We start from the raw sequence: 12421 nt of genomic DNA on the forward strand, positions 1-12421 counted from the left end.
CGCGCACCCCTCATCACGATCCGGTCTCGGGGTATTGCCTATCGCCGTGTAATCGATTCCAATCCTCTACACACGTCGATGTAATCGATTCCACGAGGAGGTGGAGCGGCGATGGCGGGCATCAAGGACGTCGCTGCCGAGGCGGGGGTCTCCGTCGCCACGGTGTCGCGTGTCCTGAACGACCATCCCTCGGTCAGCGAGGACGCACGCACGCGCGTACTGGCCGCCGTCCGGACACTGGGCTACCGCCCGAACGCCGTCGCCCGGTCGCTGCGCACCGACCAGACCCACACCCTCGGCCTGGTCATCAGCGATGTGATGAACCCCTACTTCACCGAACTGGCCCGCTCCGTCGAGGAGGAGGCCCGCGCACTCGGCTACAGCGTGATCATCGGCAACGCCGACGAGCGGCCCGACCTCCAGGACCACCACGTACGGACCCTGCTGGACCGCCGGATCGACGGCCTCCTCGTCTCCCCCACCGACGGCGGCTCCCCGCTGATGCTGGACGCCGCGCGCGCGGGAACGCCGATGGTGTTCGTCGACCGGTGGATCCCCGGGGTGGACGTCCCGGTGGTGCGGTCCGACGGACGGGCCGCCGTACGGGACCTCGTGGCGCATCTGCACGGGCTCGGGCACCGGCGGCTCGCCATCATCGCGGGCCCGGCGGCCACCACGACCGGGCGGGAGCGTGTCGATGTGTTCCGCGAGGCGCTCGGCGCCCACGGTCTCGTGCTCCCCGAGGCCTACATCGGGCAGGGCGACTTCCAGGCCGAGAGCGGGCGCCGGGTCACCGAGGGCTTCCTCGACCTGCCCGAGCCGCCCGAGGTCGTCTTCGCCGCCGACAACCTGATGGCGCTCGGCGCGCTGGACGCCGTACGCGCGCGTGGGCTGCGGGTTCCGCAGGACCTCGCGCTGGCCGCGTTCGACGACATCCCCTGGTTCGTGCACACCGACCCGCCGGTCACCGCGATCGCCCAGCCCACGGGCGAGCTGGGCCGGGCCGCCGTACGGGCCCTGGTCGACCGCATCGAGGGACGGCCCCCGCAGTCCGTCACCCTCCCCGCCCGACTCGTCGTACGCCGGTCGTGCGGCGAACCGCCTGCCTCTTCGGACTCCCCCACGACGGAGACCGCGGCGGAGTCCCCCGCAACGAACAGGAGCCAGCCGTGAGCAACCCGGACGAGTTGCTGCGCATCGAAGGCATACGCAAGACCTTCCCCGGGGTGGTCGCGCTCGACGGCGTCGACTTCGACCTGCGCCGGGGCGAAGTGCATGTGCTGCTCGGTGAGAACGGCGCGGGCAAGAGCACCCTCATCAAGATGCTCTCCGGCGCCTACCGCCCCGATGCCGGCCGGATCCTGGCCGACGGCGAGGAGGTGCGCATCCACGGCGCGCAGGACGCCGCGCGCCTCGGGATCGCCACCATCTACCAGGAGTTCAACCTCGTACCCGATCTGACGGTCGCCGAGAACATCTTCCTGGGGCGGCAGCCGCGCCGCCTGGGGATGATCGACCGGAAGCGGATGGAGGCCGACGCCGCCGTTCTGCTGGAGCGGGTCGGGGTCGACGTGTCGCCACGCGCGCGTGTGCGCGAACTCGGTATCGCGCGTCTGCAGATGGTCGAGATCGCCAAGGCGCTGAGCCTGGACGCACGCGTGCTGATCATGGACGAGCCGACCGCCGTGCTGACCTCGGAGGAGGTCGAGAAGCTCTTCGCCATCGTGCGGACACTGCGCGAGGACGGGGTGGGGATCGTCTTCATCACCCATCACCTGGAGGAGATCGCCGCCCTGGGAGACCGGGTCACGGTCATCCGGGACGGCAGGTCCGTCGGGCAGGTCCCCGCGTCCACACCCGAGGACGAACTCGTCCGCCTGATGGTGGGGCGCTCGATCGAGCAGCAGTACCCGCGCGAACGCGCCGACCGGGGCTCCGCGTTGCTCACCGTCGAGGGACTCACGCGCGACGGCGTCTTCCACGACGTCGGCTTCGAGGTGCACGCCGGTGAGGTCGTCGGCATCGCGGGGCTCGTCGGCGCCGGGCGGACGGAGGTGGTGCGGGCCGTGTTCGGCGCGGACCCCTACGACAAGGGGACCGTGAAGGTCTCCGGCGCCCCGGTCCCCCGGTCCGACATCAACGCGGCGATGGCCGCCGGCATCGGGCTGGTGCCCGAGGACCGCAAGGGCCAGGGGCTGGTGCTCGACCAGTCGGTGGAGGAGAACCTCGGGCTGGTCACCATGCGCGCCGCCACCCGCGGCGGGCTCGTCGACCTCAAGGGCCGGCACGAGGCGGCCGCGCGGATCGCCGGACAGCTCGGCGTGCGCATGGCCGGACTCGGCCAGCAGGTGCGCACCCTCTCCGGCGGCAACCAGCAGAAGGTCGTCATCGGCAAGTGGCTGCTCGCCGACACCAGGGTGCTGATCCTCGACGAGCCGACGCGCGGCATCGACGTCGGCGCCAAGGTCGAGATCTACCAGCTCATCAACGAGCTCACCGCCCAGGGGGCCGCCGTCCTGATGATCTCCAGCGATCTGCCCGAAGTGCTCGGCATGAGCGACCGGGTGCTGGTGATGGCGCAGGGCCGGATCGCCGGCGAACTCCGCGCCGACCAGGCCACGCAGGACGCCGTGATGGCCCTCGCAGTAAGCAACCCCTCTTCCCCTGAACTGGAGGCCGGTCGTGGCCGCTGACACGCTCAAGAGTTCGACGGGCGCCGGTGGCGGCGCCGCGGCGGTCCGCCGCCTGCTCCTCGACAACGGCGCGCTCACCGCGCTGATCGTCCTCGTCATCGCCATGTCGGCGCTGTCGGGCGACTTCCTCACCACCGACAACCTGCTCAACGTGGGTGTCCAGGCGGCCGTGACCGCCGTCCTCGCCTTCGGTGTGACCTTCGTGATCGTCTCGGCGGGCATCGACCTGTCGGTCGGCTCCGTCGCCGCCCTGTCGGCCACCGTGCTGGCCTGGAGCGCCACCCAGCACGGCGTGCCGGTGTTCGTCGCGGTGGTGCTGGCGGTCTCGACGGGCATCGCGGCCGGTCTGGTGAACGGTTTCCTCATCGCGTACGGCAAGCTGCCGCCGTTCATCGGGACGCTCGCGATGCTGTCGGTGGCCCGCGGTCTGTCACTGGTGATCTCCGAGGGCTCCCCGATCGCCTTCCCCGACTCGGTCTCGCACCTCGGTGACACGCTCGGCGGGTGGCTGCCGGTGCCGGTGCTGGTCATGGTCGTCATGGGGCTGATCGCGGCCTTCGTGCTGGGCCGGACGTACATCGGGCGGTCGATGTACGCCATCGGCGGCAACGAGGAGGCGGCACGCCTGTCCGGTCTGCGGGTGAAGAGGCAGAAGCTCGCGATCTACGCCCTGTCCGGGGTGTTCGCGGCCGTCGCCGGCATCGTGCTCGCCTCCCGGCTGTCCTCGGCGCAGCCGCAGGCCGCCGACGGCTACGAACTGGACGCGATCGCGGCGGTCGTCATCGGCGGCGCCTCCCTCGCGGGCGGCACGGGCAAGGCCTCGGGCACGCTCATCGGCGCGCTGATCCTCGCCGTACTGCGCAACGGCCTCAACCTGCTGAACGTGTCCGCCTTCTGGCAGCAGGTCGTCATCGGCGTCGTCATCGCGCTGGCGGTGCTGCTCGACACCGTGCGCCGCAAGGCCGGGGCGACCCCGACGGCGGCCGGTGCCGGTCTCGGCGGCGGCAGGGGACGGCAGGCGGCTTCGTACGGTCTCGCGGCCGTCGTCACCGTGGCGATCGTCGGCGCGACGTCCTTCCTGCACGGCGGCTCGTCCTCGTCGTCGAGCCCGAAGGTCGGCCTCGCCCTCTCCACCCTCAACAACCCCTTCTTCGTGCAGATCCAGTCCGGCGCCAAGGCCGAGGCGAAGAAGCTGGGCGTGGACCTGTCGGTCACCGACGCGCAGAACGACGCCTCCCAGCAGGCCAACCAGCTGCAGAACTTCACCAGTTCCGGCTACGACTCGATCATCGTCAACCCGGTCGACTCGGATGCGGCGAGCAACTCGGTGCAGGCCGCCGACAAGGCGAAGATCCCGGTCATCGCGGTCGACCGGGGCGTCAACAAGGCGGCCGTGGACACGCTCGTCGCCTCCGACAACGTGGCCGGCGGTGAACTCGCGGCGAAGACGGTCGCCGAGAAGCTGGGCGGCACGGGCAGGATCGTGATCCTCCAGGGCCAGGCGGGCACCTCGGCCGCCCGGGAGCGGGCGGAAGGATTCGCCAAGGGGCTGAAGGCCTACCCCGGCATCAAGGTCCTCGCCCAGCAGCCGGCCGACTTCGACCGCACCAAGGGACTCGACGTGATGTCGAACCTGCTGCAGGCCCACCCGGACGTCCAGGGCGTCATCGCCGCCAACGACGAGATGGCGCTCGGCGCGATCAAGGCGCTGGGTTCAAAGGCCGGCAAGTCGGTCCAGGTCGTCGGTTTCGACGGCACCCCGGACGGCCTGAGCGCGGTGAAGAACGGCACGCTGTACGCGTCCGTGGCGCAACAGCCGTCCCAGTTGGGGAGGATCGCCGTGGACAACGCACTCAAGGCGTTGCGGGGCGAGCAGGTCGCGGAGACGGTGAAGGTGCCGGTGAAGGTGGTCACGAAGGACAACGTGGCCGGGTTCAGCGGCTGACAGTCGGCAGACGCCACCTGTTCAGGTATCAGGGGAGTTCTTCATGTACGACTACGACCTGCTGGTCGTAGGGTCGGCCAACGCCGACCTGGTGATCGACGTCGAGCGGCGCCCGGGCGCCGGAGAGACGGTGCTCGGCGGCGACCTGGCCGTCCACCCGGGCGGCAAGGGCGCCAACCAGGCCGTCGCCGCGGCCCGCCTCGGGGCCCGTACGGCCCTGCTGGCCCGGGTGGGCGACGACGCGTACGGCAGACTGCTCCTCGACTCGCAGCGGGCGGCCGGGGTCGACACCGTCGGCATGCTGGTGGGCGGGGCGCCGACCGGGATCGCGCTGATCACCGTGGACCCGTCGGGCGACAACAGCATCGTGGTGTCCCCCGGGGCGAACAGCCGGCTGACCCCGGCGGACGTGCGGGCCGCCGCCTGCCTCTTCCACACCTCCCGGGTGGTGTCGGCCCAGCTGGAGATCCCACTGGAGACGGTCGTGGCGGTGGCGGCGAGCCTGGCGCCGGACAGCCGCTTCGTGCTGAACCCCTCTCCGCCGCGCCCGCTGCCCGCCGTGCTGCTCGCGGCCTGCGACCCGCTGATCGTCAACGAGCACGAGGCCCGGGTGATCCTGGGCGAGGCGTGCGTGAGCGATGACCCGGCGGACTGGGCGCGGATCCTGCTGGCGAAGGGGCCGAGATCGGTGGTCGTGACGCTGGGCGCGCGGGGCGCGCTGGTGGCGTCCGCGCAGGGCGGCGTGGAACGGGTCGCTCCCGTGAAGGTGGACGCCGTGGACACCACGGGCGCGGGTGACTCGTTCACGGCGGCGCTGGCGTGGAAGCTGGGCGCGGGTGCGTCGCTCGCGGAGGCCGCGGCGTATGCGGCGCGGGTCGGGGCGGCCGCGGTGACCCGGCGGGGCGCGCAGGAGTCGTTCCCGACGGCGGAGGAGGTCGAGGCCCTGTGAAGAAGGCCGGCATCCTCAACCGTCATCTCGCCGGGGCGCTGGCCGAACTGGGGCACGGGGACGGGGTGCTGGTGTGCGACGCCGGCATGCCGATACCGCACGGGCCACGGGTGGTGGACCTCGCGTTCCGGGCGGGGGTGCCGTCGTTCGCGGAGGTCGTGGACGGGCTGCTCGCGGAGCTGGTGCTGGAGGGCGCGACGGCGGCATCCGAGGTCAGGGACGCGAATCCGGCGGCGGCCGGGCTGCTGGCGGACCGCTTCACCGAGCTCCGTTACGTCTCCCACGAGGAACTGAAGGAGCTGTCGGCGGGCGCCCGGCTGGTGGTGCGGACGGGAGAGGCACGGCCGTACGCGAATGTGCTGCTGAGGTGCGGGGTGTTCTTCTGACCGCGACGAGGGGCCGGACGCTGCAACGGCCGTAGGGGTCCCTTCGGGGACGGGACATGCTTCGAGGGGCCCGGTCTGTTCGACCGGGCCCCTCGGCTTGCCCCCTCCAACTGTCAGAACCCCCGCGATCCCCCCGGATCCCCCTCCAGAAGTCCTGATGCCATGTACGACACGGGTGAAGCGGAGAAGGTTGCACCGCTTCCCCAAGATTTTTTCCGCCGGCCCCACGGACCGCCCCGGACAAGCGAATTCCTGTCCGAAAGGGCCGTGTTGGTTTGCCGGACCGGAAGCGGCAACGGGAGCGGACGCAGAACTGTCTGTATACGTTGGAACAGATCAGCTGTGCGGGAAGGGCCGTCCGGAATGCCGATCGATGAACTGAGCGGTGCCGTTCAGTACGTGATGGATCTACTGGGAATCTTCGCCTTCGCACTGTCGGGAGGCTTCCTGGCGGTGCGCAAGGACTTCGACATCTTCGGCACGGTCATCCTCAGCGAGGCGGCGGGGCTGGGCGGCGGCCTCTTCCGCGACGTGGTGCTCGGCGTCCCGCCCGTCGCCTTCACGGATCTCGGCTACTTCTTCGCACCGTGCGTGGCCGCGACGATCGTGTACTTCGGCCACCGGCTGCGGTACGACGACGAGGTCGCCCGCAGCGGGAAGCTCGACCTCTCCGACGCCGCCGCCCTCGGCCTGTTCAGCGTCACCGGCACGATCAAGGCGCTGGCGCACGGCTTCAACATCCCGGCCGCGATGACGCTGGGCGCCGGCAGCGCTGTCGGCGGCGGGGTGCTGGCCAGCCTCCTCGCCCTCGAGGTGCCCTCGCTCCTGCGCTGGAACCGCGACCTGTACGCCCTCCCCGCCCTGATCGGCGCGGGCGGCACGGCCATTCTCCACGCCACGGGCCTCCTGAACATCGGCAGTGCCGTCGGCACCGCGGTCTTCGCCTTCACCATGCGTCTCCTGGCCCTGCGCTACCGCTGGCGAACGCCCCGCTCCCACTTCTGGCGCAACCCCTTCGCGGGAATGCGGGAACAGCGATCGCCGCAACCCCCGCCCTCGCCTGCGCAGTCGCCCTCGCTGGAGGAGAACACCATCATCTTTCGCAGGTCGGATCCCCGCCTGCTCCTGTCCCGCCGCCCACCGCGTCCCCCGTCGACGTAGCCCCCGCCCGCGGCCACATCACCGTGCCCGTCCGTGACAGCGAAACCCTCACCGGTCCGATCGTGACGTTCCCGGCGAATCCGCAGCGGATGCAAGGTACTCACCCAGGCTCTGGAGTGCCGTCCAGGCAGCCGGGTCCGTTCCGTCTCCGAGTGGGTAGTGGAGCGCCGGGTGGGTGGACGGACCGAGTTGCCGTGGCCGCACCGAGGCTGGTGAACGCCGGGCGTTGGTGAGGCCGACCCGGCGCACGTCTCGGGGGCCCAGGGTGAACGACACCGGGATCGGTGGGATCTCCAGGTGTGCCGGCAGGGTCAGGTCGGAGCGGGCGGCACGGATCGTGGTGAGCATGGTGGTGAGACCGTGTTCCGAGACGAGGGCCGCGGCGAGGGACTCCAAGACGTCCAAGGGCACGTGCTGAGGCCGGTCGTAGCCGAGCGTGAGGTTGGCCTCCTCGGCCACGCCTGCCGTCGTACGGGCGATGCGGAGTGTGGCGACGGCCGGACGGTCGGGGGTGCCCACGGCGACGAGGTGAGTGGGCGCCGGGGCCCGGTCGCGAGCAAGATCGGTCAACTGGTCAGGTGACCACGGCAGGTTGACCGGTTCCGCCGTGCCCCAGCCGACGGGCGGTGCACCGGTGAGATGCCGCCAGGCCGCCTCCAGTGAGCGGCCGAGTACGAGGTGCTCGTCGGGCGGGTGCACTGTGCGGAACGAGATGGTGAGCTGCCGTTGCCCGGTGGACGCCGCTCCGTGCGTGAAGGCGTCGGCGAGGGCGTCGCCGGTCGGCAGGAACGTGCCGTTCTGCCAGGCCAGCCGGACTCCGGACAGACCGTCGTAGTAGCCGCCCTCCGGATCCTGCACCACCCAACGGTTGGGCGCACCGCGCAGCGCGGTGCGCAAGGGCAGGGTGAGGCGGACATGGGGAGGGGTGACGAGGCAGAGAGCGCGGTTGGTCTCCGCCGTGGCACGCAGAGTCGCGGAGAGCCAGGTGGTGAGCGGAAGGACCGGGCGGTCGGCCAGGACGACGGCGGTCGAGTCGGTGAGGACGTCGACCGTGGGAAACGTGTCGGCCGGACGGCCCTCGGGCTGTGCCGCGCGCGGCTCGTCGGGGACAGTGACCCGAGCGGTGTGGGCCGCTCCGGGCGGCCAGGTGGTTCCGCCGAGCAGCATGGTCAGGCGTCCGCCCACGGATCCCGCGAGCGGCTCCGCCTCGGGGACCGCCGTGGAGGCACGCACCTCCGTCCACCAGAACGGTGCCTCGGGAGCGGCCACTTCAGCGCCCAGGAGGCGCCGTACCTCCCCCGGCACATGGACGAGCATCGGAGCCTCCACGGAAACCAGCCGACGGCCCTCCGCCGTACACAGGTGCACCACGGCCCCGTCATCGGTGGCAGTCAACTCCAGATCGGGGCCGCCGGCGTGAAGAGCAGCCAGGAGCGATCCGGTGTCGGGCATCTTGGGGGTGAGGGCGATGATGTCCTTGGTCATGCGGGGGCCTCGCTGAGGACCCGAACAGAAGCTCCCCGATCATTGAGGCACCGTTCGAGCTCCCGGCCCTCCGCGAGGTGGACCGGAGCGAAAAGGCTTCCGGTGACACCTTGGAGGATCGTGTGCTCGTCGGGGATCATCCCGAAACACGTCTCGCCCACGGTTGGATCTGCGGGCATCACCCGCAAGCTTCGCCGCACGTCAGGGATACCGGACGGCATACTCACCCCCGCACTTCGCCGGTGTCTGTGATCCGATCAGTTGTCGCTCCACGGCAGCAGAACAGGCTTGCGGTGCCACCACCAGCCCTGCTCGGCTGTTGCGACGGACGGAGTGTCCGACTCCGTGTGTCTCCTGAACTCTTCGTCGAGTTGATCGACCGCCTTGCGGAGAAGACCGGGCACGGGCTCGGCCAGTTCGTCCGTCAGCAGCGAGAGTCGGTCCCGCGCCCGCAGGGCTTCCCGGTACAACTCGGCAGGATAGCGGCCGGTCGGCTGCCAGCCAGACTCCATTCGCCGGACCATCCTCTCCCATTCGGCGAGGTGAACGCGGGCGCCGTACAGGGGAGTTCCCACGTCATCACTCAGCGCCGAATCGGCGGAGTCCTGTTCGTTCCGGCGGAGTGTATTCACAGCCGAAGTGAATTCCGCAGTGCTCGGCGTGGGAACGTGCTGCTCACGGACGATCTCTGGAAGTTGCATGGCACGAATTCCGGGAAGTTGGGGGACTGCGGCCTCGACGGCGTCGAGGGAGTACACGGGTTGCTCGTCGTCGGAAGCCATGAGGCGAGCGCGCGTCACCAGGCCGGTAGGCGTCACCAGCCAGTATGCGCTGGGGATTCGCTCCTCGGCCGGATACAGGACGACGGTCTGTGCCGCTGCGGCGAACTTCGCGGCGCATTCTGCTTCGGTCGGCCTGTCGGTCACCGCTTCCTGGACGAAGACGTCCAGCGCCAGTGAGACATCACCGGGTACCCGCGTGCGGTCGCACAGGACAAGAGCTTCCCAGTTGCGATCGTCCTGGTCGCCTTCCGCGTCGGCGACGTCGACCGCACTCGGCGCCACGTGGAGGACCGACGCCAGAGAATCCGAGATCCGGGACGACAGCAGGTGATCGACAGTAAAGAAGTTGTAGGTCATCGGTATGTCCCGTGGTAGATGTCCAGCGCCTTCTGGACAGCCTGTGGATTGTTCACGAACCGAGGATTCCTCGTCAGCTGGGGAGCGGCGCTGATATCTCCCTTGGCTCTCACCAACTGCTGGAGTGCGGCGTATTCATTCCTGTCCAGATTCACGATACCCGGCCCTGAGTCGGGGTAGACCCTACCGCCCGGTTCCACCCCGTAGGTGCGGCCATTTATTTCGTAGCGATTCCCATCTTCGGTGAGCTTTGCCCGCCCCTCTGCGATGGCTGCTATGTCCTGGTCGATCTCGTTGGAATGTCCGCGCAGAATGAGGCTGTTCTTCTCCTTGATTTCTCCCTTGGCGGCGCCGCTGATGGTGTGTCGGGCGTGCGGACGCTTGAGTTCCTCTCCTGCTGCGGGACCTGGGATATCACTCCTCGCCGGCCACACACCCCTATGGTGCGACGGGAAACCACCGCTTCCTGCCGAAGCACCCGTGCCGCCCGATGCCTGCGTACCGTCACCAGTGCCGTCGGCGTGACCGTGTCCGTCGTTCCCGTGGCCCGTGGGGGTGTGATCGCCGACCGCACCGGTGTCGTGCTCCGGCCCTCTCGGGCTGTGCTCATCGCCTCCGTGGGACGCTGCCGCGCCACCCTGGGAGTGCTGGGCGGTGCCGGGCGAGTGGTCCCCGCCACGCGCTCCGGCTGCGGACAGTTCGTGCGAGCGATCCGTCTGCGCACCTTTGTGCAGTTCGGACCGGTCGTTCGCGGAGAGCTCATGCGGGGCTTCCGCCACAGGCTGGTGAAGGCTGCCGTCCTCGTTGAGGAGATGTCCCTCGTCGGTGAGGTAGACGAGGTCGCCGGTGGCGTTGTCGACGTAGGGGATCGCGTTGTCCGGGATCCTCGGGGACCGCAGGGCGTCGGCCCGTTCGAGGAGGTCGAGGGTGGTTCCGGAGTGCAGGTCCTTCAGGGCGCGGAACGTGTCCCCGACCTTGACGAAGGCGAGTTCGCCCGCCTTGCCGACGTAGGTCATCGGGTCCATGGCCCGGCCGACCTTGCCGGCCGTCGACAGGGCGCGGGCCGCGGCGCCCGCCCTGCCTCCGGCGCCGGCCGCAGAGCCGACGCCCTCGGTACCCAGCACCGTCAGCACGTTGAAGCCGACCGCTCCGGCCGCGCGCGAAGGGTTGGTCTTCCAGGTGTCCCAGGCGACGAACCCCTTGACGGTCTGCTTGTAGGTCGTGCGGGAATCACGCAGCCAGGACGGAAGCTTGTCGTCCGGTACCAGCCACCATGTGCCCAGGGTGGCGCTGGTGAGCGCGGACGCGGTGGCGAGCCTGGCCAGCCCCTTCCACGCCTCGCCCGCCGCCCCCGAGCCGTCGGCCCCGAACAGGGTGCCCACGCCGTGAACGGTGGCCATCACGCCGTCGGTCCAGATGCCGTCCCAGACCTGGCCCGCCTGGTGGGTCAGCCAGTCCCAGCCCTCGTACTCCCGCTCGGCCGGGGCGCCCCAGGGGGTCTCCCCGGCGTGGTCGAGGTCGTCGGCGCGGTAGCCGTACATGTTCTGGCCGTGCGAGCCGTCGTCGACCGTGATCTTCGAGCCGCCGACCAGGGCGGTGATCTTGTTGTGGCAGGCCCGTTCGGCGGCCTGGAAGGCGGCGACCGTGTGGTTGACGTCCCGCCAGAGCGCGTTGTTGCGGTCGACCTTGTCCTGGTCCTTGCGCCAGTCGTCGTCCCCGGACAGTGACTGCACGAACGCGGTGGCGTCCGCCTTCAGCGTCGCCAGCCTCTCCACCAGCGGCTGGACTTCCGCGCTGTAGTCGGACAGCGCCGCGGCGACCTTCTCCAGGCCGTCGGCGAACGCGCCCGCCTTCGCCTTCACCGGTCGGGTCGAGGAGAGCAGCTCGCCCGCCTCGGGCGCGTGGTAGAAGGCGGACAGACCCTGGAACGTGGTGTGCACATTCGCGCCCGACGCCCGGAACTGGGCCGCGTTCGCGGTCAGCAGCATCACGTCGGTGTCCAGGGTGGACAGATCCCCGATGAAGTGCGGTATCCCGGACGGGTCGATCAGGGTCGCTCCGTCGCTCACTTGCCGGCTCCCGGCAGGTCGACCTTCGGCTCCTTCGCCGCCTCCCGCTGCGCCGTGGCCGCCATCGCCAGGTCACCCTGGACGTAGTGACCCGTGGCCTCGGCCGCCCCGTTCACCGACCTGGACGCCCGCTCGGCCAGGTACAGGAGATCACGGCTCCAGTGCTCGAGGAACTCGGCGAGCGCGGCTCCGACGAGCCCGGCCGTGCTCGTGTACGGCCCGTACTGATCGGTGATCGTGCCCGCCGCCGAGGCCGCTTCCTCCAGTTTCCCCTGCATGGCCACGCCCGTGTCCGACAGTTCCTTCGCCGCCGTGCCCGTGGTCCGGAGGACCCCGCGCACCCCGCCGACGTCGATGTCCCACCCCGTCACACTGTTTCCCCCTCGCCAGCGACTCTCGCATCACCGTACGTCGCACACTCTCGCATCAGTGGTTGCTGGTGCAACGCGACATTCGGACGGGTGTATAAGCGCCTGAGGGCCGGGACCAGGTCCACGTCCACGTCCACGTCCACGTCCACGTCCACGTCCACGTCCACGTCCAGGATTTTCCGGCCCGGTGCCTAGAAGAAGCTGCGGACAACAGCAAGGCAAT

The 12421-nt window shown here is 70.1% G+C and carries 10 protein-coding genes; 6 read left to right on the top strand and 4 right to left on the bottom strand.

Features of this window, described 5'->3' with window-relative positions:
- The first annotated feature begins 111 nt into the window (after positions 1-111).
- The 6 genes from ABT057_RS16145 to ABT057_RS16170 all read left to right on the top strand — a co-directional run bounded on the left by ABT057_RS16145 (position 112) and on the right by ABT057_RS16170 (position 7134).
- Positions 112-1173 carry a LacI family DNA-binding transcriptional regulator gene (locus tag ABT057_RS16145; protein WP_352343608.1) on the top strand — a complete coding sequence of 354 codons (1062 nt, stop codon included), beginning with the start codon at positions 112-114 and terminating at the stop codon, positions 1171-1173.
- A complete protein-coding gene (locus ABT057_RS16150; protein ID WP_352343610.1) occupies positions 1170-2693 on the top strand; it encodes a sugar ABC transporter ATP-binding protein in 1524 nt (507 codons plus the stop codon). Before ABT057_RS16145 ends, ABT057_RS16150 begins: the two co-directional genes overlap by 4 nt.
- A complete protein-coding gene (locus ABT057_RS16155; protein ID WP_352343611.1) occupies positions 2683-4638 on the top strand; it encodes an ABC transporter permease/substrate-binding protein in 1956 nt (651 codons plus the stop codon). The genes ABT057_RS16150 and ABT057_RS16155 overlap by 11 nt, the downstream gene beginning before the upstream one ends.
- A 43-nt stretch (positions 4639-4681) precedes the next feature.
- Positions 4682-5587 (top strand): ribokinase, encoded by a 906-nt coding sequence (locus tag ABT057_RS16160; protein ID WP_352343612.1) that lies wholly within the window; start codon positions 4682-4684, stop codon positions 5585-5587.
- A complete protein-coding gene (gene rbsD / locus ABT057_RS16165) occupies positions 5584-5973 on the top strand; it encodes a D-ribose pyranase (protein ID WP_352343613.1) in 390 nt (129 codons plus the stop codon). The genes ABT057_RS16160 and rbsD overlap by 4 nt, the downstream gene beginning before the upstream one ends.
- 363 nt (positions 5974-6336) lie before the next feature.
- A complete protein-coding gene (locus tag ABT057_RS16170) occupies positions 6337-7134 on the top strand; it encodes a trimeric intracellular cation channel family protein (protein ID WP_352343614.1) in 798 nt (265 codons plus the stop codon).
- Between the two features lie 48 nt (positions 7135-7182).
- Here the strand turns inward: ABT057_RS16170 and ABT057_RS16175 are convergent, their stop codons facing one another.
- From ABT057_RS16175 to ABT057_RS16190, 4 genes are all read right to left on the bottom strand, one after another.
- Positions 7183-8619, bottom strand: coding sequence for a DUF6177 family protein (locus ABT057_RS16175; RefSeq protein ID WP_352343615.1), 1437 nt, complete (start codon positions 8617-8619; stop codon positions 7183-7185).
- Between the two features lie 257 nt (positions 8620-8876).
- On the bottom strand, positions 8877-9758 hold the full coding sequence (locus ABT057_RS16180; protein ID WP_352343616.1) for a hypothetical protein: 882 nt from the start codon (positions 9756-9758) through the stop codon (positions 8877-8879).
- Entirely contained in the window at positions 9755-11827 is a 2073-nt protein-coding gene (locus ABT057_RS16185) for a hypothetical protein (RefSeq protein ID WP_352343617.1), read from the bottom strand. Before ABT057_RS16185 ends, ABT057_RS16180 begins: the two co-directional genes overlap by 4 nt.
- Positions 11824-12198, bottom strand: a complete 375-nt coding sequence (locus tag ABT057_RS16190) for a DUF6507 family protein (protein ID WP_352343618.1) — start codon at positions 12196-12198, stop codon at positions 11824-11826. The genes ABT057_RS16185 and ABT057_RS16190 overlap by 4 nt, the downstream gene beginning before the upstream one ends.
- Positions 12199-12421: the final 223 nt, after the last annotated feature.

Source organism: Streptomyces sp. NPDC002588, assembly GCF_040295925.1.
Lineage (GTDB): Bacteria > Actinomycetota > Actinomycetes > Streptomycetales > Streptomycetaceae > Streptomyces.

Excerpts from the sequence above, each read along its gene's own strand:
- ABT057_RS16145 (WP_352343608.1), top strand. The coding sequence starts at position 112 with ATGGCGGGCATCAAGGACGTCGCTGCCGAGGCGGGGGTCTCCGTCGCC.
- ABT057_RS16160 (WP_352343612.1), top strand. The coding sequence starts at position 4,682 with ATGTACGACTACGACCTGCTGGTCGTAGGGTCGGCCAACGCCGACCTG.
- ABT057_RS16170 (WP_352343614.1), top strand. The coding sequence starts at position 6,337 with ATGCCGATCGATGAACTGAGCGGTGCCGTTCAGTACGTGATGGATCTA.
- ABT057_RS16175 (WP_352343615.1), bottom strand. The coding sequence starts at position 8,619 with ATGACCAAGGACATCATCGCCCTCACCCCCAAGATGCCCGACACCGGA.
- ABT057_RS16180 (WP_352343616.1), bottom strand. The coding sequence starts at position 9,758 with ATGACCTACAACTTCTTTACTGTCGATCACCTGCTGTCGTCCCGGATC.